General features: G+C 68.1%; 17 protein-coding genes. 8 read left to right on the forward strand and 9 right to left on the reverse strand.

The features are described 5' to 3' along the window. Window positions 1-17: 17 nt before the first annotated feature. Entirely contained in the window at window positions 18-1367 is a 1350-nt protein-coding gene (locus ACP690_RS07875) for a sensor histidine kinase (protein WP_426260720.1), read from the reverse strand. Continuing rightward, the gene (locus ACP690_RS07880; protein ID WP_426260721.1) at window positions 1345-2022 is read right to left on the reverse strand and encodes a response regulator transcription factor; all 678 of its coding nucleotides are present in this window, start codon (window positions 2020-2022) and stop codon (window positions 1345-1347) included. Before ACP690_RS07880 ends, ACP690_RS07875 begins: the two co-directional genes overlap by 23 nt. A 213-nt stretch (window positions 2023-2235) precedes the next feature. Between ACP690_RS07880 and ACP690_RS07885 the strand changes: the two genes are divergently transcribed. The 7 genes from ACP690_RS07885 (at window position 2236) to ACP690_RS07915 (ending at window position 12907) form a co-directional block, all read left to right on the forward strand. Beyond that, window positions 2236-3498, forward strand: a complete 1263-nt coding sequence (locus tag ACP690_RS07885; RefSeq protein ID WP_426260722.1) for a TolC family protein — start codon at window positions 2236-2238, stop codon at window positions 3496-3498. Next, entirely contained in the window at window positions 3495-6668 is a 3174-nt protein-coding gene (locus ACP690_RS07890) for an efflux RND transporter permease subunit (RefSeq protein WP_426260723.1), read from the forward strand. The genes ACP690_RS07885 and ACP690_RS07890 overlap by 4 nt, the downstream gene beginning before the upstream one ends. 69 nt (window positions 6669-6737) lie before the next feature. Then, the gene (locus ACP690_RS07895; RefSeq protein ID WP_426260724.1) at window positions 6738-7574 is read left to right on the forward strand and encodes an acid phosphatase; all 837 of its coding nucleotides are present in this window, start codon (window positions 6738-6740) and stop codon (window positions 7572-7574) included. After that, window positions 7571-9496, forward strand: coding sequence for a M1 family metallopeptidase (locus ACP690_RS07900; RefSeq protein WP_426260725.1), 1926 nt, complete (start codon window positions 7571-7573; stop codon window positions 9494-9496). Before ACP690_RS07895 ends, ACP690_RS07900 begins: the two co-directional genes overlap by 4 nt. Before the next feature lie 146 nt (window positions 9497-9642). Continuing rightward, window positions 9643-10920 carry a serine hydrolase domain-containing protein gene (locus ACP690_RS07905; RefSeq protein WP_426260726.1) on the forward strand — a complete coding sequence of 426 codons (1278 nt, stop codon included), beginning with the start codon at window positions 9643-9645 and terminating at the stop codon, window positions 10918-10920. Window positions 10921-10945: 25 nt separating this feature from the next. Beyond that, complete coding sequence (locus tag ACP690_RS07910; protein WP_426260727.1) at window positions 10946-12010, forward strand: beta-N-acetylglucosaminidase domain-containing protein; 1065 nt, start codon at window positions 10946-10948, stop codon at window positions 12008-12010. Between the two features lie 12 nt (window positions 12011-12022). Then, entirely contained in the window at window positions 12023-12907 is an 885-nt protein-coding gene (locus ACP690_RS07915; protein WP_426260728.1) for a BadF/BadG/BcrA/BcrD ATPase family protein, read from the forward strand. 148 nt (window positions 12908-13055) lie between these two features. Here ACP690_RS07915 and dacB read toward each other — a convergent pair whose 3' ends face one another. The 7 genes from dacB to ACP690_RS07950 all read right to left on the reverse strand — a co-directional run bounded on the left by dacB (window position 13056) and on the right by ACP690_RS07950 (window position 22627). Further along, window positions 13056-14486 (reverse strand): D-alanyl-D-alanine carboxypeptidase/D-alanyl-D-alanine endopeptidase, encoded by a 1431-nt coding sequence (gene dacB / locus ACP690_RS07920; protein WP_426260729.1) that lies wholly within the window; start codon window positions 14484-14486, stop codon window positions 13056-13058. Then, complete coding sequence (locus tag ACP690_RS07925; RefSeq protein ID WP_426260730.1) at window positions 14483-15367, reverse strand: LysR family transcriptional regulator; 885 nt, start codon at window positions 15365-15367, stop codon at window positions 14483-14485. Before ACP690_RS07925 ends, dacB begins: the two co-directional genes overlap by 4 nt. 25 nt (window positions 15368-15392) lie before the next feature. Beyond that, the gene (locus ACP690_RS07930) at window positions 15393-16643 is read right to left on the reverse strand and encodes a dicarboxylate/amino acid:cation symporter (protein WP_426260731.1); all 1251 of its coding nucleotides are present in this window, start codon (window positions 16641-16643) and stop codon (window positions 15393-15395) included. Next, complete coding sequence (gene dgcA / locus ACP690_RS07935; protein WP_426260732.1) at window positions 16634-17632, reverse strand: N-acetyl-D-Glu racemase DgcA; 999 nt, start codon at window positions 17630-17632, stop codon at window positions 16634-16636. The genes ACP690_RS07930 and dgcA overlap by 10 nt, the downstream gene beginning before the upstream one ends. Continuing rightward, entirely contained in the window at window positions 17590-18636 is a 1047-nt protein-coding gene (gene dgcN / locus ACP690_RS07940; RefSeq protein ID WP_017978794.1) for an N-acetyltransferase DgcN, read from the reverse strand. Before dgcN ends, dgcA begins: the two co-directional genes overlap by 43 nt. A 71-nt stretch (window positions 18637-18707) precedes the next feature. Next, on the reverse strand, window positions 18708-20294 hold the full coding sequence (locus ACP690_RS07945; protein WP_426260733.1) for an N-acyl-D-amino-acid deacylase family protein: 1587 nt from the start codon (window positions 20292-20294) through the stop codon (window positions 18708-18710). Further along, the gene (locus ACP690_RS07950) at window positions 20291-22627 is read right to left on the reverse strand and encodes a penicillin acylase family protein (protein WP_426260734.1); all 2337 of its coding nucleotides are present in this window, start codon (window positions 22625-22627) and stop codon (window positions 20291-20293) included. Before ACP690_RS07950 ends, ACP690_RS07945 begins: the two co-directional genes overlap by 4 nt. A gap of 302 nt (window positions 22628-22929) precedes the next feature. Between ACP690_RS07950 and ACP690_RS07955 the strand changes: the two genes are divergently transcribed. After that, the gene (locus ACP690_RS07955) at window positions 22930-25860 is read left to right on the forward strand and encodes a TonB-dependent receptor plug domain-containing protein (RefSeq protein ID WP_426289625.1); all 2931 of its coding nucleotides are present in this window, start codon (window positions 22930-22932) and stop codon (window positions 25858-25860) included. Window positions 25861-25909 lie beyond the last annotated feature (49 nt).

Below are 25909 nucleotides of genomic sequence, written 5' to 3' on the forward strand. Positions count from 1 at the left end.
TGCGGCCCCGACCGGCGTTACCTGACGACCAGCGACACCGCACTGCCCGTGTCGGCGAAGCGGAGGTCGAAGGCGTGCAGGTCTGCGATCGCCTTCACGAGGCTGAGCCCCAGCCCAGCGCCGCCGCCATCGGACCGGGCGCGATAGAAGCGCTGGGTCACCAAGGCGCGATCGGCAAGCGGTATGCCCTCGCCATCGTCCGCGACGGTGACGACCGCGCCCTCGCCCACTGGCCCGACCGAGACGTGGACCGTTCCGCCCGCCGGGCCGAACTTCATCGCATTGTCGATCAGATTGGCGATCGCCTCCATCAGCAGGCTGGCGTCGCCCTCGACCGGCGGCACCGGCGCGATCGAGCAGTGTAGCGTCAGGCCACGATCCTCCGCGGCGGGGCGATACAGGTCGCAGGCATCGTCGACCAGGCGGGCGAGATCGACCGGCGCGAAACGGCTGCGGCGGGCATGATCCTCCATCTCCCGCAGGCGCAGCAGCGCGCTGACGATACCGAGCAACGTATCGATCTCGGCGAGCGCCTGATCCGCCACGGCAGCGAACGCCGCGGGATCGGTGGCATCGCGCAGCCCCCGATCGATCCGGGCGCGCAGACGCGTGAGCGGCGTCCGCATCTGGTGCGCGATATCGTCGCCTATCCCGCGCACGTCGCCCACCAACTGCTGGAGCCGGTCTAGCATCGTGTTGATATGCGCGCACAGCAGCCCGAAGCTGTCGGGATAGGGTGCCACGGGCAGCCGCTGTTCCAGATCCCCCGACACGATCTGCTGCGTGAGGCGGCGGACGGTATCCACCTGCCGCGCGGCGCGGCGCCCGGCGACGAAGCCGAAGGCGACCGCGAGCAGCACGCCGGGCACCAGCCCCAACAGCAAGGACTGCCAGATCAGCTGCAGCGCCTCTTCGGTATCGTCGAGGTCGATACCAGTCAGCAACCGCGTGCCATCGGGCATGGGGCAGACCATCACGCGCGCCTCGTCGCTGCGCTTGCCGGGCAATTCCGTCGGCGCGAGGTCGGCGATGAAGGATCGGCCCTTCGACGGCGCGGTTGGAAGGCGCGCAATATTCCCCGCGATCAGGCGCCCGCGCGCGTCGAACAGCCCAAGGAAGCGATCGCGATGGATGTCGCGCGTCAGCTTTTCGCGCAGTTCCTCGGGCCGCTCCTCCGCCGGGGTCAGGGCGAAGAAGGCGCAATCCTCGCCCAGCGCATGTTCGATCGCGCGTCTGTGGCTGCCGTTGGCGAGCATCCAGAACGCAGCGGTCATCACCAGCGACTGGACGACCAGCATCGCCGCCAGCGCCCCGCCCCAGCGCCATGTCGACCGGGTCCGCGGATCAAAGCGGCGCGTCAAGCACATACCCCTGGCCGCGCACGTTGCGGATCATCGGTGTCTCGCCCTCGCCATCGATCTTGCGGCGCAGGCGACCGAGGTGGACATCGACGACATTGGTATCGGGTTCGAAGCTATAGCCCCAGACGTCGCGCAACAGCATCGCGCGGGTCACGATCTGTCCGGCGCGGCGAACCATATAGTCGAGCAGCTTGAGTTCGCGCGGCAGCAAGCCCAGCGGGCGTCCGGCCCGCGTCGCGGTGCCGGCTAGCAGGTCCAATTCCAGCGGCCCGGCGATCAGCCGCGTCGCGCGCGTATCGTTGGGCCGGCGCAGTAGCGCCTCGACCCGCGCGATTAGTTCGACGAGCGCGAAGGGCTTGGGCAGATAATCGTCGCCGCCTGCGCGTAGGCCGCGCACCCGGTCGTCCAGGCTGCCCAGCGCACTCAATACCAGCGCAGGCGTGCGTTGGCCGTTCCGTCGCAGGTCGGACAGCAGCTCCAGCCCCTCGCCATCGGGCAGTTGGCGATCGAGGATCAGTAGATCGAAGGGCTCGCCGGTCGACAACGCCCGTGCCGGTTCCAGCGCGGCGACGCGCGTGACGTCATGACCGCTCGACGTCAGCTCGAGACCGATCTCGTCGGCGGTGCCGTCGTCGTCTTCGATAAGGAGGATACGCGCCATGATCGGTCTGATCGCCGGGCGGCTGGGTCGGGGTCAACTGAATAGCAATTTAGATTTGACCCGCTTGCGCGTCGTGGAGGGCTCCTCACGCTTCAGCTGGGGACAGGGACATTCTGCCAGACGGTGATCGGTCCCGGAAAATAAACCCTGATTTAGTCGACACCTGGCCGCGCCGATGCCTACCAGCCGGGCAACAGGAATCCGGAGTTTGCGATGCGGACCGTTGCGTGCGTCTGTCTGATGATTGCGGCGTCGCCCGCGGCGGGCCAATCTGCCGTCCCGTCCACGGCGCTATCGCTCGATGCGCTGGCGCAGGACGTCGTCACGCACAATCCCGAACGACAATTCTACCAGCGGCAGATCGAGACGGCGGGCGTCGAGCGCGATGCGGCGGGGCGCTGGGCCGATCCCGAGGCGGTGGTGGAATTCGGCCAGCGTCGCGCACAGGACGTCACCAGCGGCGCCGTCACCGGCGAAGGGCTGACCTACGCCGTGTCGGTCGTCCAGCCGATCGAGTTCGGCGGGCGTATCGCGCTACGCCGGGCGATCGCCGATCGGCAGGTGGCACTGGCACGGATCGGCTTGCAGCAATTCGACGCGACGCTCGCCGCACGTGCCCGCTCGCTGGGTTATGGCTTGTTCGCCGCGGACGAAAAGGCCGCTGCCGCGCGCGAGGTCGCCGGGCGGATGCGGACGCTGGCGAAGGTCATCGTCTCGCGCGATCCGGCCGGGCCGTCGCCGCAGCTGGAGGCTGCATCGCTGGTGGCGAGCGCGATCGGCGCGGAGCGCACCGCCGCGACGGCCGATGCCGAGGCCAATTCGATCCTCTACGAACTCAACCAGCTGCGCGGCGCGCCCTTTGCGGCGCGTATCCGCATCGTCCGCCCCGACATGACGTTGCTGGCCCTACCCTCCGGTCAGGTGCTCGCGAACCGGGCGTCCGAAAACAATTTCGAACTGAAGGCGCTGCGTGCGCAATTCGAGCAGCAGGGGCTGCGGGTAGATCTGGCGAAGAAGGTGCGTATCCCGACGGTCAGCGTCGGCCCTTATTACGACCGGGCCCGGTCCGACATCCGCGAAACCAATTACGGCGTCCGCCTGTCGACCAGTATTCCGCTGTGGAACCGGCAGGCGGGCGAGGTCGCGGTCGAACAGGGTCGGCAGGCGCAGGCTAATGCCACACTGATCAATGCCGAACGCCGGATCTCGCGCGACGTCTTCGATCAGGCGGCGCAATATGCGGCGAAGCGTGAGGCGCTGGCGCAATGGGATGGCGAAACGCCCAAGCGCTTCGCCCAGGCGGCGGTCGATGCCGATCGCAACTACCGGTTGGGCGCCATCCCGCTGACCACCTACACGCAGATGCAGCAAAGCTATGTCGAGGCGGTCAACGCGATGCTCGACACCCGGCGCGAGGCCTTGGAGGCGCTGCTGCAACTGCGCGCGCTCAACGGCGGGGAACCGCTGGCGCGATGAACCGCTGGCTGCATTACGTCACGCACCACCGGCTGGCGGTGGCGCTCGTCACCGCCCTGGTCGCCGCGGCCGGTCTGTGGTCGTTCATCAACCTGCAGATTGATGCGATCCCCGATATCACGGGCGTGCAGGTGCAGATCAACACGCAGGTGCCCGCGCTGGCGCCCGAGGAGATCGAGCGGCTGGTGACGCTGCCGATCGAGCGCGCGATGGGCGGCCAGCCGGGGCTCGACCAGACCCGTTCTCTGACCAAGACCGGGCTCAGCCAGGTCACGTTGCTCTATAAGGACGGCACCGATCAGCTGAAGGCGCGCCAGCTCGTCACCGAACGGTTGACGGCCGTACAGAACCAATTGCCACCCGGCAGCACGCCGCAACTCGCCCCGATCACCACCGGGCTGGGCGAAATCTACTACTATACGCTTGAATGGCGCCGCCCGCCGCCGGGCATGGACGCGCAGCGCCAGCTGATGGAGCTGTACGAGGCGCAGGAATATACCGTCCGCCCGATGCTGCGCGCGGTGCCGGGCGTCGCCGACGTCAATTCGAACGGCGGGCTGGAGGAACAGTTCGTCGTCTCGCCCGATCCGGTGCGGCTGAGGCTGCATGGCGTCACCGCTGGCGAGCTCGCCGCGGCGGTGGCGAAGAACGTCGAGAATGCGGGCGGCGGCATCATCCGGCGCGGGCCGGAACGCTTCACCGTCCGCACCGATGCGCGTGTGCTGAACGCGACGCAGATCGGCGCGATCCCGGTCAAGTTCGCCGCCGGCGTCCTGCCGTTGCAGGTGCGCGATCTCGCCGATGTCGTGATCGGCTCTGCCCCGCGACAGGGTGCGGCGACGCAGAACGGGCGCGAGACGGTGCTGGGCACCGTGATGATGCTCGTCGGGCAAAACAGCCGCGAAACCGCGCTGGCGGTCGAGGACGCGCTGCCCGGCATCCGCGCCGCGCTGCCCAAGGGCATGGTGATCGATCGCCAGTATAGCCGCGCCGATCTGGTTGATCGCACCATCCACACGGTCGAAAAGAATTTGGGCGAGGGCGCGCTGCTGGTGGCGCTCGTGCTGTTGCTCGTGATGGGCAATTGGCGTGCGGCGCTGATCGTCGCACTCGTCATTCCGCTCGCCTTCCTCGTCACCGTATCAGGCATGCATGCCATCGGCGTGTCGGGCAATCTGATGAGCCTCGGCGCGCTCGACTTCGGGTTGATCGTCGATGGCGCGATCGTGGTGGTCGAAAACAGTCTGCGGTTGATGGCCGTACGTCGCCGGGAAAAGGGCGAGGCGCTGACGGCGGACGACCGCCGCGACGTCGTCGCGCATGCGGCGCGTATGGTCGCGCGGCCGACCTTCTTCGGCATCGCGATCATCGCTTTGGTCTATGTGCCGGTACTGAGCCTCGGCGGGGTCGAGGGTAAGCTGTTCCAGCCGATGGCGCAGGCGGTGATGCTGGCCATCGTCGCCGGGCTCGCATGGACCTTCACGATCGTCCCGGCCTTATCGGCATGGCTGCTCCGCTCCCCCGCCGCCGATGCGCTGGGCGACCACCACAAGGGCTTCGTCGGCATGGCGGAGCGCGTCTACACGCCCGCGCTGAACCGGGCGCTGGCGCATCCGGTGCTGCTGGTGATTGGGGCGATGGCGCTGCTCGCCGCGACCTTCCTCGTCTTCAAGACGCTGGGGTCGCAGTTCACCCCGCAGCTCGACGAAGGTGCGATCACCGCCATGGTCTATCGCCCGGTCGGCATGTCGCTGGAAGAGAGCCTCGCGATCGAACAGCGGACCGAGGCCGCGATCCGCCGTGCCTACCCCCAGGTCACGCACACCTTCTCGCGCATCGGCACCAGCGAGGTGGCGACCGATCCGATGCCGCCGAACGAGAACGACCTGTATATTTTCTACGGCCCCCAAAAGGACTGGCCGACCGGCGACGGCATGCCGCGCACGAAGCAGGAGCTGATCGCCGGGATCGAAAAGGTCGCACGCCGCGTCTACGCCGGTCAGAATTTCGAATTCGCCCAACCAATCGAAATGCGCTTCAACGAAATGCTGGAGGGCGTCCGCGCTGACGTGTCGGTCAAGATCTACGGCGATGATTACGACCGTTTGGAGCAGGCGGCCGCGAAGGCGAAAGCGATCCTGGAGAAACTGCCTGGCACCGAGGGCGTCGAGTTCGAGACGGCCGGCCGCCCGAAGAGCATCGTCGTCGACCTCGACCGCGACGCGCTGATCCGCCTCAATCTCGGCGCCGAGGAGGTCAACAACGCGATCCGCGACGCGCTTGCCGGGGCGGAGGTGGGCTTCATCCCGCATGGCCCCGCGCGCCACGCGATCGTGATCCGCATGCCCGAAAGCCTGCGCGCCGATCCGTCGGCGATCCTCGCGCTGCCCTTGCGGGTCGGCGAATATGGCATGGTGCCGCTGTCGCGGGTCGCGCGGTTGCGGCAGACGCGGATCGTCGAGCCGATCCTGCATGACGACACCAACCGCCGGGCCGCGCTGATGGTCAATCTGTCGACCAGCGATCTCGAAGGCTATGTGCAGAAGGCTAAAACCGCGATCGACGGGCAGGTAAAGCTGCCGCCGGGCTATCGCATCGAGTTCGGCGGCCAATATCACCAGCTGGAAGCGGCGCAGAAACGCCTGTCGATCGTCGTGCCGGTGGCGCTGATCCTGATCTTCGCCTTGGTCTATGCGGCGCTGGGCAGCATACGCGAGGCGGCGATCGTCTACACCGGCATCCCCTTTGCCGTGACCGGCGGCGTCCTGGCGCTGTGGCTGCGCGGCATGCCCTTTTCGATCACCGCCGCGATCGGCTTTATCGCCTTGTCCGGAATCGCGATGCTGAACGGCTTGGTCCTCATCGACCACATCAACGCGCTTCGCGACGGGCGGGAGGGCGATCCGCTGCCGGTCGAGGATGCGGTGCGGCAGGGCGCGCACGATCGGTTGCGGCCGGTGCTGTCGACCGCGCTGGTCGCCTCGGTCGGGTTCGTGCCGATGGCGATCGCGACGGGCGCGGGGGCGGAGGTGCAGCGGCCGCTCGCCACCGTGGTGATCGGCGGGATCATCACCTCGACGATCCTGACGTTGCTGCTGCTACCCAGCCTGTATGCCTGGATCGAGCGACGCGCGGCGCGGCGGCACAGCGACGAACAGCCGTCGGCATGATCGCGGCCGGTTGTGGAGCCGGCGGGAATGATACAAAGTCACCGCCGAGTCTCACAGCCGAGTGCGGTCATGCCCATCGACATCCTCCCCTCACCCGTCACCCGTCGTCCCATCCGTACTGCCGCGATCGTCGCGAGCGGCCTGCTCGTCGCCTTTGCGGCGGGGGGCAGCACCGCGAAGAGCGACACGCCCGGCTATCTCAACGCCGGGGAGTTCGAGGTGACGCATGTCCTCGAACCGGCGCCGCGCAAGGGCGATCCCCGCTATGAGACCGACCGGATCATCTTCCGGGCGACCCGCAAGCTGGTCGGCACGCCGCGGTGGCAGCTCGCGACGAACGACGCCGATACCTCGCGGCCGGCGCTGATGCGGGACTTCAGCTGCGCGGTCGGCGTCGCGCTGACCCCGGAAACCGCACCGCTGACGCTGCGCCTGATTTCGCGCGCCGGTGCGGATACGGCCGCGCAGACCAACATCGCCAAGAATTACTATCGCCGCGCCCGCCCCTATCACCAGGATAAGGGTCCGGTGTGCCAACCCGTCGCGCAGCTTGCCGACAGTTACGATTATCCCTCCGGCCATACCACCTGGGGATGGACCTGGGCGCTGATCCTCACCGAACTGGCGCCCGATCGCGCCGGGCCGATCCTGCGGCGCGGCCGGGCTTATGGCGACAGCCGCTTCGTCTGCGGCGCGCATAACGAAAGCGCTGTCGAGGGTGGCATGCTATCGGCGAGCGCGACGATGGCGCTGGTGCGGACCAAGCCGGCCTTCCAGCAGGACCTGGCCGCCGCACGCGCCGAACTCGACCGTTTGCGCGCCGATCCCGCGACGCCCCGGCCGCAGGGCTGTGCCGCGGAAGAGGCGCTGGTTGCGCAACGCGTGATGCCGAAGCTCGACCGTTGAGGCCCGCACCGCTCCTGATCGCGCTGGCCGCCACGGCCGCCAGCGCGCAGGACTATCAACCGCGCGAGACGTTCGCGCCGTTCGATATGGCGCAGCCGATCAACCGCTATCGCAGCGCGAACGGGCTGCCCGGCCCCGATTATTGGCAGAATCGCGCCGATTATCAGTTACGCGTGACGCTCGATCCCGTCGCCAAGACGATCGCGGGGACGGCGACGATCACCTACACCAACAACAGCCCCGATACGCTGGACGTCCTGTGGCTGCAGATCGATCAGAACCTCTACAGGCCCGGTTCGCGCGGCGGCATGGCGCGGGGCGGTGCGGCGGGTGGCCATACCGACGGGATGACGCTGGATGCGGTCGGCGTCGCGGTCGGGACCGGCAAGGCCGTGTCGGTCACGCCGCTGGTCAGCGATACGCGAGCGCAGCTGCGGCTGCCGACCGCGCTTGCGCCGCATGCGAAGGCGGTTGTCACGATCCGCTACCATTACACCATCCCGGGGGAATGGGGCGGCCGCACATCCTGGGGGCGATCGCGCGACGGCGAGATTTACGATATCGCGCAATGGTATCCGCGCATGGCGGTGTATGACGACATCCGCGGCTGGGACACGGCGCCGTATCTCGCGCAGGAATTCTACCTGGAATATGGCGACTTCGATTATTGGGTGACGCTGCCGGCATCAATGGTGATGGCGGGGTCCGGCGAACTGATGAACCCGCGCGAGGTCCTGACCCCGACGCAGGCCGCGCGGCTCGATGCGGCGCGGCGCAGCGACACGACAGTGCCGATCCGCAGCGTCGCCGAGATCGGTGATCCGGCATCACGGCCACGGAAGGCCCGCACGCTGACCTGGCATTATCGCATGCAGAATACGCGCGACGTCGCATTTTCAGCGTCTTCCGCCTTTGCCTGGGATGCGGCGCGCATCCGCCTGCCGGACGGCAAGACCGCGCTCGCCATGTCCTATTACCCCGCCGAAAGCGCCGGCACCGCGCGATGGGGCCGATCGACCGAATATGTGAAGGATACGGTCGAGCGCTTCTCGGCCCGCTGGTATCCCTATCCCTGGCCGGCCGCGATCAATGTCGCGGGCCCTACGAGCGGAATGGAATATCCCGGCATCGTGTTCGATGCGCCTGAAGATGCGGGCAAGGAACTGTTCTGGGTCACCGCGCATGAGATCGGGCACAATTGGTTTCCGATGATCGTCGGCTTCGACGAACGGCGGCATGCGTGGATGGACGAGGGCTTCAACACGTTCATCGACGTCTATCAGTCGGACGATTTCAACCGCGGCGAATATGCGCCCAAGCGCGACAGCGAATATGCCGAAGGTGGCGGCAATCCGGTCGACGAGATCCTCCCCGTCCTGGCCGATCCCACCGCGCCGCCGATCCTGTCCCGTGCGGATACGGTGATCGAAAAGTGGCGGCACCCGGTCACCTATTTCAAGTCGGCACTGGGCCTTGTGCTGCTGCGCGAGCAGATCTTGGGGCCGGACCGTTTCGACCCCGCCTTCCGCCGGTTCATCGCCGCCTGGGCCTATCGCCACCCGCAGCCCGCGGACTTCTTCCGGGCGATGGAAAGCGAGGCGGGCGAGGATTTGTCCTATTGGTGGAACGGCTGGTACGCGCACAATTGGCAGCTCGATCTCGCCGTGGCCGGGATCGAGACGGCGAAGGACGGGACGCCGCTCGTCCGGGTCACTTCACGCGATCGGTTGGTGATGCCAGCGACGTTGCGCGTGACCTATGCGAACGGCACGACACGCGATGTCCGCCTGCCAGCGGAAACGTGGATCCGTCAGGCATCGACCGCGGTCTCTGTGCCCGCGGGAACGGTCGTGAAGGCGGAACTCGACCCCGACCATAAGCTGCCCGACCGCGAACGGTCGAACAACGTCGCGCAACGCTGACGATCCTGAAGGCCGATGCGGTCTCGAGGGCGGCCTATGACGCTTCGTTATGGGCGGACGTCATGGTGGAATGGGTCGCGGGCAGCGGTCATGCTATGCGCCCTGACATGGACGGCAGGACGATCCGAGGCGCGGCCAGAGCCCGCTTGCACCGCCTCTCGCGGGTCGGGTGGCTGGTAGCAGGGGCGGCATGTCTCGCCGCCTCGCCTGCCGGTGCGGTGGCCGCGGCCGACAGCTGTCCGATCCTCCACGATCAGGCGCCAAAAACCGACACGCGGTTCGCATCGATCGACGCCGCCGTGCGCGGGGGTGTCGGCAAACTGTACCCCGGCGCGGTGTTGCTGATCGCGCATCATGGCGCGATCGTGCATCGCGCCGCCTTCGGCAATGCACAGACGCTGACTACGACGCCGGAGGGCGATCTGCGCGCCCTTGCCCCGCCGCAGCCAATGACGGTCGAGACGCCGTTCGACATGGCGTCGATCACCAAGGTGGAGGCGACCACTGCGGCGATCCTTCACCTCGTCGGGCGCGGACAGGTGTCGCTCGACGATAGGCTCGGCACGCTGCTGCCCGAATTTCGCGATACCGACAAGGCCGGCATCACCGTGCGCCAGTTGCTAACGCATCGCAGCGGAGTGTGGGAATGGCAGCCGACGTGGCTGCATCGGGCACCCGCGGGAGGCGCCCTGCCCTATCTCGCGGCGCTACCGCTGCGCTATCCCACAGGGGCGCGCTTTGCCTATTCGGACCTCGGCTTCATGATCCTGGGCGCAGTCGTCGCCAAGGTATCGGGGATCCCACTGGATCGCTACGTACGCGAGGCGATTTACCGGCCGCTCGGCATGATGGGCACCGGGTTCCTGCCGGACGCGGACCAGCAGTCACGGGCCGCGGCGACGTCGCAAGGGGATGCGTACCAGCGCCGGATGGCGGAAACGGGTAAGCCCTATCCGCAGGCCCCCTACCCACCGGCACAACCATTTTCCGGTTATCGAAGCCGGGTGCTGGTCGGCGAGGCGAACGACGCCAATGCCGCGCTCGGCTGGGGCGGCGTCGCGGGGCATGCCGGGCTGTTCTCGACGGCGACGGACGTTGCGCGCTACGCGCAGGTGCTGAGTAACGGCGGCTGCTACGGCCGCTGGCGGCTGGCGCCGGCAGCGACGGTGGCGGCGTTCGAGCAGACGCCGTACGATCCCGATCAGGCGCTCGGCTTCCACAAGACGCAGCTCGCCGGTATCGCGGCGCCCTTCTTCGGCCATTCCGGCTTTACGGGCACGTGGTTCGCCGTCTCCCCGCAATTGGGGCTGACCGTCGTCTTGCTCACCAATCGCGTCCATCGTCCCGATGGCGAGCCATATCCATCGCTCGATGCGCTGCGCGAGACGGTGCTGCGTGGCGCGGTGGCGGCGTCTGGCCAATGATCCGGGACGGCAGAAAGGTACGGCTATGACAGTGAACCTCGGCGTGATCGAAGGGCTGTTCGGCAAGCCGTGGAGCTGGGCCGATCGCACCACCGTCTTGCGAACCCTCGCCCCGGCCGGCTATCGCTTCTACCATTACGGGCCCAAGGCCGACCCCTTTCTTCGCCGTCGCTGGCAGGAACCCCACCCGCCCGAACAGTTCGCCGCGCTGGCTGCTTTCGCCGCGGAGTGCCGGGCACGGGGCGTTCGCTTCGGCGTAGCGCTGACCCCGGTCGGCAGCACGCATCCCTTCGATGACGCATCGCGCGCGGCGCTGCGGCGGAAGCTCGCGCACCTCGACACGCTGGGTCTCGACGACCTTGCCATCCTGTTCGACGATCTGCCCGCCGAACTGCCCGATCTGGCGCGCAGCCAGGCGAACCTCGTCGATTTCTGCGCGAACGCCACCCGCGCCAGCCGCGTGTTCTTCTGCCCCAGCTTCTATTCGGACGATCCCATCCTCGAACGCGCCTGGGGCCGCCGCCCGCCGGCGTATCTGACCGATCTCGGCCGGTTTCTCGACCGGCGTGTCCAGGTCTATTGGACGGGCGAAGAGGTGATTTCGCGGGAGATCGGCGTCGCGCATCTGAAGCGGGTGCAGGACGAACTCGGCCGCAAAGTGTGCCTGTGGGATAATTATCCGGTCAACGATGGTGTGCGGATGTCGCAATATCTTCACCTGCGCGCCTTTACCGGGCGACCTGCGGCGATCCGGAACCATGTCAGCGGCCATGCGATCAATCCCGCCTCGCAACCTCTGCTGTCCTGCATACCGGCGCTGACGCTGGCAGCGAGCTATCGCGAGGGGGACGGTTATGCCTATGGCCAGGCGTTTCTGACAGCGGCGACAACGGTGCTGGGGCCCGATTTCGCCGCGACGCTGCGCCGGGACATCCTGCCGCTGCAGGATACAGGGCTCGATAATCTGGGGCCGCGCCATGCCGAATTGCGCGCGCGCTATGGCGCTATCGATCATCCGGCGGCACGCGAGATCACCGACTGGCTGGACGGCCGCTTCCGCACGACGCTGGAAGAGGTACAGACGCAATAGCGGGGGAGCGGAATGACGCGTTTTTTTCTGGGCGTGGACGCCGGTGGCAGCCATAGCCGCAGCCGTCTGGTCGATGCGAGCGGTCGGGTCCTGGCCGAGGCTCAGGCGGGGCCCGCCAATGCCGGATTGGGGCTGATCGCGCTCCATGCGACGCTACGCGACGTGACCGATCGCGTGGTTCGGCAGGCGGGCCTTGATGCGGCGGATGTAGCGCAGACCAGTGCCGCGATGGGCGTGGCCGGCATTTCCCGTTCCGGCGTGCGCGCGGCGCTGGAGGGTTTCGCCTTTCCCTTCGCGACCACGGTCTTCGAGAGTGACGCGGAGATTGCGAACCTGGGGGCGCACGGCGGTGCCGATGGCGCGATCCTGATCATCGGCACGGGCAGTATCGCGCTGGTGCGCGTGAACGGCGAGACCTTCCGCATCGGCGGCTATGGCTTCCCGATATCGGACGAGGGTAGCGGTGCCGCACTGGGCCTGAGTGCGATGCGCCATGCGATGCGGGCGCTGGACGGCCGCACGCGCGCGACGCCGCTGAGTGCGGCCGTGACCGAACGCTTCGGCCACGACACCGCGCGTGCGATCGCATGGATGGATCAAGCGACCCCGCGCGATTATGGCAGCTTCGCACCGTTGGTCATGGCGCATGCGGAGGCGGACGACGTAATCGCCCGGTCGATCGTCGAGGATGCCGCGGGCCATATCGAGCGCTTCATCGAAACGATCTTCGAACGCGGCGCGACGCGCTGCGCGCTGCTGGGTGGCTTGTCGCAGGCAATGCGCCCATGGCTCCGGGCGCGGACCGTCGCGCGGCTGAGCGATCCGCTGGGGGATGCGCTGGACGGCGCGCTGTATCTGGCGGGGCTGCCCGCCTGCGCGAAGGAGGGGGTAGCATGATCGACCGCCGCAGGGTCCTTGTCGCCGTCGCGAGCGCCGGACTAGCGCCGGTCGCAGCGCCGGTGGTTCGCGCTATCCCGTTGCCGTCGGCGCCCCCTCTCCTCGCATCGAGCGCGCTGGCCGCATTGCTGGCCTAAGCTCCCGTCGCTCAATTCGCAGCGGCAACCGCTACCAAGGCCGCATCGATTGCCGCGGTCGCGCTCGCATCCCCCGCCATGTCGTTGGCATAGGCCGAGAAGATCAGCGTCCGCCCGCTCGCTGCCGTGAGATAGCCGGACAAGGCATTGGCAGCGTTGAGCGTCCCGGTCTTGGCAGACAATCGTCCCGCCAGCGGCGTGCCAACGAACCGCCGCGTCAGCGTACCATCGGTCGCCGCGATCGGCAGCGTCGCCCGCCACGCCGCGCCCCACGGCTGGGTCATCGCCCAGCGGAGCAGAGCCACCGTCGCCCGCGGCGTGACACGATTATAGTTCGACATACCCGCCCCGTCCGCGAGGTCGAACGCCGGCGTCGCCACGCCCGCACGGGCCAGCGTCGCGGTGACCACGGCATGACCATCCGCGACCGACCCGCTGGGGGTCAGCCGGCGGAGCAGCAGTTCGCCATGGAGGTTCTGGCTCATCTTGTTGGTGCGCTGGATATCCTCGGCCAACGGCGGCGGGGTCAGCCCTGCCAGCACCGGCAAAGGGGGCGCGCCAACCTCTTCCGGCATTGCCGCGGGAGCGGGTGGACGGTGCCGCACGGTAATCCGCCCCGTCACCGTCACGCCTGCCGCGCGCAACAGTTGCGCGAAGCGCCACGCGGCGTGATGCGCGGGATCGTCGATCCCGAGAGGGATGACGATCGGTGCATGCCCAGCGGGAACGCTGCCAGACACGTGCAGGCGATCGCTCCCCGGCATACGCTCGACCGTCAGCGTGCGCGCGCTGCCAGTCGGACCGGTCGTCGCGCTGTTGTCGATCTGGAAATAGCCGTCGCCCGTTACCGTGAGCGGCGATCCCGGCGTCGTCGGCACGACCGTCAGCGGCACGGCATTGTCGTCCAGCGTCAATGCCGACACGCCGGTGCCATAGACGCTGTCCATATTGTTCCAGCTCATGCCCTGCGGCCAGCGTTCGTCCGGGAACGCGGTATCGTCGCCGACGACATCGCCGACGATCCGGGTGCGCTGCGCCACCGCGGTTGCCAGCGTCGACAGGCAATCGACCCGGCAATCCGGCGCGGAGGACAGCCGCGCATCGCCATGCCCTGCCAGGATCACCATCGGCCGCTCCGCGCCCTCCAGTCGCACTGTCGCACCGCCGCGCGTATCCGGCGCAGCCACATCGATCGTCGCGAAGGCGGCGGCGGTGGTGAACAGCTTGGTGTTCGAGGCGGGGATGAACCGCTCGTCGGGCCGGATCGCGACGATCTCCTGCCCGTCGCCATCGACCACCAGCAAACCGATGCGCGTGCCGGGCGGCGCCTTCGCCAGTGCCTCCGCCACCGCAGGCGGGGGCGGGGTTGGCGCAGGCGGAGGGGATGCCGGGGCCGCCTGTCCCGCCAGCATCAGGGGTAGCAGCAGAGCCGTACCGATCATCGACGTTCGATTTCCTCGCTCAACAGGGTCAGGAACTCGGCGGCCAGCGCCGATGGCGGGCGGTCGAGCAGGTGGATCGCATGGACATCGAACGTCACCGACGGGCGCAGTGGACGCATCAACAGCCCCTGGCTGATCGACGCCGCTGCGGTGAAATTATCGACGATCGCGACGCCCACGCCCGCCTGCACCAGAGCGGCGGCGATATAGAAGGTCCGCGCGACGGCCACCTCGTTCAGCGCGAGCCCGAGACGATCGATCTCGTCGCCGAACAGCTTGCCGATCGGGCCACTGCCCTTCATCGAGATGATCGGCTGATCGACCAGTTGCGACAGCTCGATCCGGGGCGGCGCATCGGGCATGGTCTGTTCGCGATACAGCACGACGAGCTCTCCCTCGCCTAGCCAGCTGCGCGACAAAGCGACCCCGCGCGGCGGCTCGCTGGCGATGGCGATGTCGCTTTCGCGCTCGTACAATTTGCGCAGCAAGTCGTCGTGGTGGACGGTCTGTAAATCGAAACTGACGTCGGGGTGACGCGTCAGAAATCGCGCGACCGCATCGGGCAGGACACTGAGCGCGAGGCTGGGCAGCGCAGAAATGCGCAGCGTCGTACCCGCGCCGACACGCAAATTGCGGCCCGCCTCGCGCAGCGCGCGGACGCGTTCCTGAATGTCGGCGACATCGGCGAACAGGGCGTGCGCGTCCTCGGTGGGCAGTAGCCGGCCGTTGGAACGCTGAAACAGCTCGAACCCCAACAGGCTTTCGGCGTGCCGCAGCGTCTTCGAGACCGACGGCTGCGACACGTTGAGCGCGCGCGCCGCGGCCGAGACGGAGCCGTTGACGTAGACGGCGTGGAAGATCTCGATGTGGCGCAGGTTCATGGACAGCAGCGTAGCGAAGCCGAGGCTATTCGGCCACCGGCCCGCGGAACCGTGCGGCGTCCAACGCCCCCTCGCCGCGCGCAACGAGGGTCGCCACCGTCAGATTGGCGGAGGCGGAGGGGACGGTGCGCGTCATGTCGAGCAGGCGATCGAACGGCAGCACCAGTCCGATGACCAGCGCGGTCTGCTCCGTACTGACCCCCACCGCCGACAGCATCGCCGCCAGCATGAACAGCGAGGCGGACGGTACAGGTGCAGTGCCGAATGCCGCCAGCGCGCCGGTCAACAGCATGGTGACGAGCATCGTCGCGTCGGGAACGAGGCCCAGCGCCTGTAACGCGAACTGGCCGAGCAGGCCGACATACATGGCCGTCCCATCCTTGCCGATCGACGCGCCGAGCGGCAGGACCGTGGAAGCGACTGCACGCGAGACGCCGAGATTGTCCTGCGCCACCCGCAGCGCGACGGGCAGCGTCGCCGATGACGATGCGGTCGAGAAGGCGACGACCAGCGCGTCGACGATCCCCTTGAAGAACCGCGTCACCGGCAGGCGCGCGACGAAGCGGATCAGCCCGGCGTGTACCACCAGCATCTGGACGAGCGAGGCGAGCACCACGGCCAGCGCCAGCCAGCCGACATGGACGAACACCCCCGCGCCATTGGTCGCGACCGCCTGAGCGATCAGCGCCAAGACGCCGAACGGGGTCGCCTCCATCACCAATCGGACGATCTGCAACAGCACCGCCGACAAGCCCTGCAGCAGCGCCACGACCGGCTTGCCCGCCTCACCCGCCAGGATGGTCCCCGTGCCCAGCAGCACCGCGACGAAGATGATCGCCAGCATGTCGCCGCGGACCAGCGCCTCGACGATGTTGAGCGGCACGATCGACAGCAGCTGATCGGCCGGCGTCACTGCGGCGCCCAGCGCATGCGGCACGACGCCGCCCAGCGACATGGCCGCGCCGGGACGCAGGATCAGTCCTGCGGCCATGCCGATCGATACCGAAATTAGCGTGGTGGCTGCGAACAGGCCCACGGTGCGCAGGCCGATCGACCCCAGCCGCCTCGGATCACCCAGCGTGGCGATCCCCGCCGCGATGGTGACCAGCACCACCGGCACCACCAGCATCTTGATCAGGCGCACGAACAGATCGCCGATCAGCCGGATCGCACCCGCCGCCTCGGGCCACAGCAGCCCGAGTGCGACGCCCAGGATCAACCCGCCGACCACCCGCTGCCACAGCGGAATGGCGAACCAGCCCCCGATCAGGCGCAAGCGGGCGTCCCCCAAAAGCCAGGCGCCGGTGGGTACAGGATGCCGTCACTGTCACGCGCGCCGCCGTCGCGATCCTGCGCCAGCCACAGCGGGCCATCGAGATCGACGAAGTCCGCGCCATTCGCAACCAGCATCGCCGGCGCGATACCCAGCGACGAACACACCATACAGCCCACCATCACACCGAACCCCCGCTCCCGCGCCTCACCGGCGAGCGCAAGGGCTTCGGTCAAGCCGCCCGTCTTGTCGAGCTTGACGTTCACATGGCTGTAGCGGCCGGCCAGCCGATCGAGATCGTCGCGGGTGTGCAAGGCTTCGTCCGCACAGATCGGGATGGCACCGGCCAGTGCCGCCAGCCCCTCGTCGTCATTGGCCGGCACGGGCTGTTCGAGCAGATCGACCCGCTGCGCGCGCAGCAGCGGCAGATAGGCGGCGATGTCCTCGACCCGCCAGCTTTCATTGGGATCGACGATCAGCCGGGGGGCAGGCGCAGCGGCACGGACCGCCGCGATCTGGGTTGCGGCCTCCTCGCGGTTCACCTTGATCTTCAACAGCGGCACGTGCGCCACCGTCGTCGCGATGGCGGCCATGGCCTCGGGCGTGTCGATGCCGATCGTGATCGCGGAGGGCAGCGCCGAGACGGGCGCCACGCTCGCCAGCGCGGCAACGTCGGTACGGCCGATCCGCGCCTCCAGGTCCCATAGAGCGCATTCGACCGCGTTGCGTGCGGCGCCCGGCGGCATCGCCTCAGCGAGATCCTGCCGTGATCCGCCTGCTTCGATCAGCGCGCGGACCCCGTAGATCGCGGCGATCGCGCCATCGATCGTTTCGCCATAGCGGGGATAGGGCACGCCCTCTCCCCATCCGCGTACGTCACCCTGCGCGATCGTGACCGTCACCACATCGGCCGCGGTCTTCACGCCGCGGGCGATGCGGAACGGCGCCCTCAGTGGGAAGCGGTCATGGCGAACGATGAGGGTGCGGCGCATGATGTCTCCAGCAGCAGGTCGATGATCGCCTCCGACCCGAAGCGATACGGGTCGGTGCAGGGCAGGCCCAGCGCATCTTCGGCCTCACGGCACATCCGGCGGGCGGTCAGCTCGTCAAGCTTCGCCGTGTTGAGCGCCACGCCGACGCCGCGGACGTTCGGGCTGGTCAGCCGGGCAACGCGCAGGTTTGCCTCCAGGCATTCGGCTAGGCCCGGCATCGGGCAATGCGGCAGGCCGCGCATGTGCGGGCGCAACGGATCATGGCATAGGACCAGCGCCGCCGGCTGCGCGCCGTGCAGCAGCCCGGTCGACACACCGGCGAAGGCCGGGTGGAACAGCGATCCCTGCCCTTCGATCAGGTCCCAGCCATCGTCTTCACGTGCCGGGGCGAGCGTTTCGATGGCCCCAGCGATAAAGTCGGCGACGACGGCGTCGAGCGGTACGCCCTCGCCCGCGATCAGGATGCCGGTCTGGCCCGTCGCTCGGAAATCGGCGGTGACGCCGCGGGCCCGCAGGGCGTCGCGCAGGCCGAGCGTCGCATACATCTTGCCGACCGAACAATCCGTGCCCACGGTCAGCAGGCGGTTGCCCGCACGACGACGACCATTGCCGACGGGAAGGCCGGCGGGCGCGTCGCGCACGTCGAACAATTGAACCCCCGCCGCCTTCGCCGCCTCGACGAGTTCCGGCACGTCGCGCAGCCGCTCGTGCAGGCCGCAGGCGACGTTCAGCCCCGCACGGATCGCGGCGAGTGCGTCGCCGATCATCCAGCCGGGAAAGCGTCCGCCGGGATTGGCGATGCCGAGCACCAACGTACGGGCGCCTGCGGCACGGGCGGTGTCCGCATTCATCTGCGGCAGACCAAGCGTGAAGGGGCAATCGCTGTGCCGCCATTCGCCGACGCAATCCGCCCCGCGAAAGGCGGCGAGCCCGCGGGAGGTCTTGAGGCCGATCTCGTCATCGGAATGGCCGAGATAGAGCAGATAGGGAGCGGGAATGGTCATGATGCCAGCATGATAGAGGGGGGATCGCTGATGGTGCCAATCGCGCTCGCGGCGCTGCCTATAACGTTCGGCTATTGGTCGCAGCCCGCGGGGCGTGGGCGGAGCAGAGCCCGTCCGGCCGCGGCGCCGGTCGCCGTGCCATCGGTCAGCGCGCGTCGGCCGTTGACGAACAAAGCGACGACGCCGACGCTCGTTTCGCGGGGATGCAGATAGTCGGCCCGCGGCGCATAGCCTTTGGGGTCCAGCACCACGACGTCCGCAAAATAGCCCGGCCGCAGATACCCGCGCTGCGGGATACGGTACATGTCCGCGGTCGCGCCGGTGGAGCGGCGAATGAACTGCCGCAGCGTGATGACCTTCCGATTGACGACATAGGTGCGATACAGCCGCGGGAAGGTCGCATATTGGCGCGGGTGCCCGTCCGATCCGTCCGACGACGTCACGACCCAGGGCTGCTTCATGATCAGGTCGACATCGCGATCGACCATGTTGAAGCTGGCGACGTCGGACCCCGCCGGGCCGTCGCCTGCCGCATTTGGCGTGCGCAGGATGCGGATCGCCGCATCGATTGGGGAAAGGTGCCACGTCGTCGCCATCTCGGCGAGCGTCTTGCCGGTCCACGGCTGGCCCTGAGCGGTGAGCAGCAGCGCCCCCGGCCCGCCCCGGCGGCGCAGATTGTCCGCCATCGCCGACTGCAACCGCGCCATCGTCGCCGGATCGTCGAAGCGCGCGAGCAGCCGCGTATAGCCACCGTCCATCGCCCAGCCCGGCACCAGCGCGGCATCGACGCTCGATCCCGAGGCGAGCCACGGATATTGGTCGGCCGTCACGACCTGCCCCGCGCGCCGCGCTGCCTCGATCGTGGCGATCAGCGCGGGGGCCTGCCCCTGCACGGGCACGCCCAGCGCCTTCAGATGCGCGAAATGCACCGGAGTGCCGGCGCTCTTCCCAATCGCAATCGCCTCGCGCGTCGAGGCAAGCAGGCCGATCGAATAGTTGGATTCGTCGCGCTGGTGCGTGTCGTACATTCCGCTGCGCTTGCCCGATTCGCTGGCGACGGCCGCCACCTCGTCGGTCTTGGCGAAGCTTTGCGGCGGATAGAACAGGCCGGTGGACAGACCATAGGCCCCTTCGCACATCCCCTTGGCGGCGAGGCGCCGTTCCTCCGCCAATTCGGCCGGAGTGGGTGCGCGGGCATCTTGCCCCAGCACATGCGTCCGGATCGCGCCGAAGCCGACGAAGGGGACGATATTGGTGCCGATCCCACTCGCCTCCAGCGCGTGTGCATCCTTGGCGACCTCGTACGTGCCATAGCCGTCGACGCCGATCACGACCGTGGAGACACCCTGGGTCAGCCACGGCAGGTTGAGGCGCGCCCTGGGATCGGGCGAACGGATGTAGCTGTCGGGATGGGTGTGGGCATCGATCAAGCCCGGCGCGACGATCATCCCCCGCGCATCGATCACTTCCCCCGCGGCGGTGCCGCGCGGTCGCCCGACATAGACGATGCGGTCGCCGGTCAGCTCGACATCGCCGACAAAGGGCACGCCTTCCGCTCCGGTATAGACGGTGCCGCCGTGGATCACGACATCGACGCGCGGGTTGCTCGCCGAGGTGGCAATGCACCAGACGAGAGCGGTCAGGGTGAGGCGCGTCATCGCGGGCTCCTTTCGGGTCGAAGGTGAGTGGTGGCGGCCGCAACCGCGTCGACCGCCGCCCGGCTGAAGGGCATGGGCAGCATCCGCCCCGCGATCCACGGGGCGGCCTGATCGTCGCGATGGACGGACCGCGGATCGTTGGACTGGCCGGGCAGATTGAGCATGACCGATCGATCCCAATCGCCGACATCGATCACCTGCAGGTAGCTCGCGCCGCCACCGACCCGCCAGTCCGGCCCGTTGCCAAGCCAGCGCGCCATCACGGTAAAGCCATCGCCACCGGACCCACCCACCTCGATCGGCGGAAAGGCCGCGGCAATGGCGGGGATACGGGCGAGCGGGTGGGCGATCCGGACGCGGTGGAGCGTATCCCACCGCCACGCGGCGGAGTTGTTGCCAAGCAGCGTCGTCGCTTTCGCCCAGCCATCGGCAAGCGCTGCGTCGATCAGGTCGGGCCGCTTTGCGGCGACCCGGATCAGCTCGGGCGGCTCGATCGCGGGGATCAGGGCGCGCGCGCTCTCAGGCACCAGTGCGGCGATCATCTTCGAATTGAGATCGCGCAGCACGATCTCGTACAGCGCCGCCGCGCCGCTTGCGCCGTCGATCCGGCCGTCCCAGCGAGCCAGCATGGCCGTGGCGGCGGCAGCCCCGGCGGATGGCGTGCTTGGCAGCAGCGCCTGAAAGCGCCGGGCGGGTAGCGACAGCGTGTCATGCTGGAGCGCAACGCTATCGGCGAGGCTGTGGCGCGTCTGCGTCGATAGCACCTCGGCGATCCGGTCGTAGCGCGCCGGGCTACGAAACGAAAAGGCCGGGCTCTGGTCTGCGGGCCAGCCATCGGGCAGATTGTCTTGGTTGGCGGAGGCGAACCATCCGGCGGGTGGATCGATGACGCCGGGCAAGGCACGGAAATCACGCATCCCTGCCCAGTCGTAGCGGCCGTCGCCCGGCACCGGCAGCAGGCCATGGCCGCGCTTGCGCTGTGGCCAGAAGCCGATCGCCTGCCAGCCATGATGGCCGTGCACGTCGGCATAATGGAAATTGGTCGGTGACGGGTGTAGCTTGAACGCCTCGCGCAAGCCGTCCCAATCCTGCGCGAGGTTGATCGCCACCATGGCGAACGCGCCCGATCCGCCGGGCTGCATCTCGACCGAAGCCAGCACGGTGGCGCGCGACCGGGCCGGATCGTGGGCGATGACGGGCCCCTGTACGGCATAGCGCAGCCGCACGGTGCGGGGCGCGGCGTCCTTGACGGGGATCGCGACATCGACCGCCGTGAAGCGCTTCCACCCGCCGTCGTGGCGGTAGCGTTCGGGGTCGGCCGGATCGAGTTCCAGGACGAACAGATCCTCCTGGTCGATGTGGAAATTGGTGCGGCCGAAGGCGAAGCGATCGGTATGGCCCTGCATGATGCCCGCGAGGCCCGGCGCGCCGCCGCCGATCACGTCCAGCCCCGGCGCGGTCAGATGCGCGACATGGCGCGGGCCGAACCCGCCGATGCCGAGGTGCGGATCGTTGGCCAGGATCGGGCGCCCGGTCGCAGTCCGGCTGCCCGCGATCGTCCAGGCATTGGAGCCGGCGTTGGCGGCGTTCAGCAGCTCGTCCGGGTCCTGCGTGTGCGTTTCGCGGCCGAACGGCAGCGGTCCGAGGCGCAGCACGCCCAGATCGGCCTCGCTGACCTGCGCGGGGTCAAGGCCGTCGGGCACCTCGAGCGGGATCGACGGGCGTAGCGGCGCCACCAGCTGGTCGAGGTCGAGCAACCCCAACGCGGCCAGCTGCGCGCGGCGGATCTCGTCGTCGACATTGCCGATGCCGCCGCCCCGCGCCAGCACGAGGTCGCGCACGTCCCAGCGCAGCGGCATGACGCCGAGGATACGGTATTCGAGCGGCAGCAACGACCGATCGCGCTCCACCTCCGCGATGCGCGCATTGATGCCGGCGATATAGCCGCGCACGCAGTCGAGCACCTCACGTGGAATGCGCGCCAGCTCGGCGTCGAGATCGCCGCGATAATGGAACAGCCGCGCCGCCGCGTCATGGGCGGCGAAATCCCGGCCGAACACCTCGGCCATCCGCCCCATCTCGCGGCGATGCGCGAAGTCGATCTGGAACAGGCGGTCGCGCGCGACCACATAGCCCTGCCCGAAAAAAGCATCGGCCTTGGTCGCGGCGCGGATATGGGGAACGCCCCACAGGTCGTCGATGATGGTGATCGGCTGCGACAGCCCCGGCACGGTCGCATAGGCGGGTGCGGCGGACAGCCGTGCCGCCGCCCGCCAGGGCGCGAGCGCGCCGAATGCCGTGGCGCCGAGCAGGAAGGTACGGCGAGAGACCATGGTTTCCCCTTGTTCGGCCGACCCACGATACGGCCGCGCATGATCGGCGGCGCAACGGTCGGCGGGGCGGTTCGCGGCGGAGCATAGGCCGGCGTCGGGGCCGCGCAATGCCACCATAATCGCAGGCTATGGCCCACCCAACGATCGGTGTCGGTCAACCCTTGACCTAGGTTGCATCCCGCCTGCACCATCGCCGCTGCCCGGATCAGCGACAAGACCATGACCGGCCGCAGGGTGATCACGCTCAAAACGATCGTGAATAAGGGGGATTGCAGATGACGGACGGATCATGGCGCAGGGTGATGGCGACCGGGACCGCATTGACGGCCTTGTCGATGGCGCTCACCGCTCCCGCCTTCGCGCAGACGACGCCGGCCGCCCCGGCCGACGCCAGTCCACCCCCGCCGGAGACCAACCCCGGCGACATCGCGCCGGACGACATCATGGTCACCGGCACGCGCATCGTGCGCGATGGCTTCAAGTCGCCGACGCCGCTCACCGTCGCGACGCAGGAGGATATCCTCAACACCTCGCCGACGAACAACATCGCCGACTTCGTCAACCAGCTGCCGGCGCTGGTTGGGTCCACCCGCCCCTCGAACTCCCGCCTCGCGATCAGCTCCGGGCTGGCCGGCATCAACGCGCTCAACCTGCGCGGGCTGGGTGAAATCCGCACACTGGTGCTGCTCGACGGGCGCCGCACGGTGGGATCGAGCGTCACCGGGCTGGTCGACGTCAACACCTTCCCGCAGGCTTTGGTGAAGAGCGTCGAGATCGTCACCGGCGGCGCTTCGGCGGCCTATGGCTCCGACGCGGTTGCGGGCGTGGTCAACTTCGTGCTCGACAAGACGTACAAGGGCATCAAGATCCAGGCGGACAGCGGCGTCACCGAACGCGGCGACGGCGCCAATTACTCGTTCAGCGCCGCGGCGGGCCTTGCTTTCGGCAGCGACGATCGCGGGCATCTGCTACTCAGCGGCGAATGGGCGCATCGCGACGGCATCTTCCGCGTCGATCGCGAGTGGAACGCGCGCGGCGGCGTGCGGATCACCAACCCCAATTACACCAACACCAACGGGCAGGCGCAATTCCTGATCCGCCAGCCGGTGGGTGTCGCCAATACCACGCCCGGCGGCATCATCCTCAATTCCAGCGGCGGCGTCGCCAACCGGCTGCGCGGCATCTATTTCGGCCAGGGCGCCGCGGCGAGCCAGTTCCAATATGGCGCGCTCACCTTCCCCGCGGTGGGCGGCGCGACCGCGCCCTCGCTGACGCAGGGCGGTGACTGGCAGGTCAACGATCAGGGCCGCAACATCGGCCTCGACGCCGACGACGATCGCCGCGGCGCCTTCGGGCGGCTGAGCTACGAAGTCGCCACCGGCGTGACGCTCTTCGCCGAAGCCTCGTACAATTGGCAGAAGACGCTGTTCAACGCGGGGCCTCAATCGACGACCTCGATCACGCTGACGTCGGCCAATCCGTATCTGCAGAGCGCGCTCGCCAATGCGGTGTCCGCTGGCCTCATCACCGCGGCGGAGCGCGCTGCCGTCACGTCGGTGACGGTCGGCAGCACCGCAGTCGACCTGCCCTATCGCAAGAACAACAGCAGCCGCGACGTGCAGCGCTATGCGATCGGCGCGGAGGGTGAGTTCCAGGCCTTTGGCCACAAGGCGTTCTGGAACATCTACGGCCAATATGGCGAGACGAATGCGCACGAGCAGCTGCGCGACATCATGAACACGGCCAACATGGCCAATGCCACCGATGCGGTCGCGGCGCCGGCCGGCAATGCGCTGGGCGTGGCGGCGGGCACGGTCGTGTGCCGCTCGTCGCTGACCGCGCCGACCAACGGCTGCGTACCGTTGAACCGGCTGGGCATCGGCGTCGCCAATCCGGCCGCTTTCGCCTATGTGCTGGGCGATCCGTATCGCGATCAGAAGCTCAAGCAGACGGTGGCGGGCGTCAATTTGTCGCTGACACCGTTCGCGACCTGGGCGGGCGACGTCAGCGTTGCGGTGGGCGGCGAATATCGACGCGAATCGGTGTCGGGATCGGTGCCGACGCAGTTCCAGACCGGCTGGTCGGTTGGCAACTTCCTGCCCACCTTCGGCAGCTACAACGTCAAGGAAGCCTATCTCGAAACGGTCGTGCCGCTGGGCCTCGGCCTCGAGTTCAACGGCGCGGTGCGCGGGACCGACTATTCGACGTCGGGCTATGTGACGACGTGGAAGCTCGGTGCGACGTGGCAGCCGATCCCCGACATCCGCTTCCGCGCCACCCGCTCGCGCGACATCCGCGCGCCCAACCTCAGCGAATTGTACGCGTCGGGCACGTCGCGCACCAATACGCTGACCGATCCGGCGACGGGGCGCACCACCGTCACCTTCCGCGAGACGACCACCGGAAACCCGAACCTGCGCCCCGAAAAGGCGGATTCCGTCTCGGTCGGCGTGGTGTTCCAGCCGACGTTCCTGCCCGGCTTCTCGGCGTCGGTCGACGGGTTCGACATCAAGCTGAAGGACGCGATCGGCCAGTTCTTCGCGCAGGACATCATCAACCGCTGCTTTGAGGGGCGGGCCGAATTCTGCGCCGCCTATGGCCCCGATCCCACGGGCGACCGCGAGCTGTTCTTCCGCGCCAGCCCGTTCAACTTCGCCCGCCAATGGGTGCGCGGCATCGACTTCGACGCAAGCTACCGCCTGCCGCTCGCCAACATCATCCAGCGCGCGCCGGGCACGGTCACGCTGCATGGCCTCGCGACGCGCTACATCCACAACATCACCGACAGCGGCGTGCCGAACGTGATACCGGTCGATACCGTCGGCCAGCTGAGCGGCATCAGCCCACCCAAGTGGATCTATCGTTTCAACGCTAGCTACGAGACCGACAGCTTCTCCGTGACCGGCACCGCGCGCGGGGTGAGCAGCGGCACCTATGGCAATGCCTATATCGTCTGCGACGGCAATTGCCCGACGGGTCGCCCCGCCGCCACCGTCTCGCAATTCCCGACGATCGACAACAATTCGATCTCCGGCGTCACCTATTTCGACCTCAATCTGACGACCAAGATCGAAACGCACAGCGGCGGACGCGCGGAGCTGTTCCTCAACGTTACCAACCTGTTCGACCGCGATCCTATCCTGCTGCCTGAAACCGGGCTGGCGGCGAACAGCACCTATTCGGATCTGCTCGGCCGCGCCTTCCGGGTCGGCATCCGCTTCCAGACGCGCTGAGCCGGGCGGCGACGATGACCCATCGTCGCGCAGCCCGCCCGACACCCCG

This window comes from Sphingomonas sp. DC4900 (assembly GCF_049896485.1).
Lineage (GTDB): Bacteria > Pseudomonadota > Alphaproteobacteria > Sphingomonadales > Sphingomonadaceae > Sphingomonas > Sphingomonas aquatilis.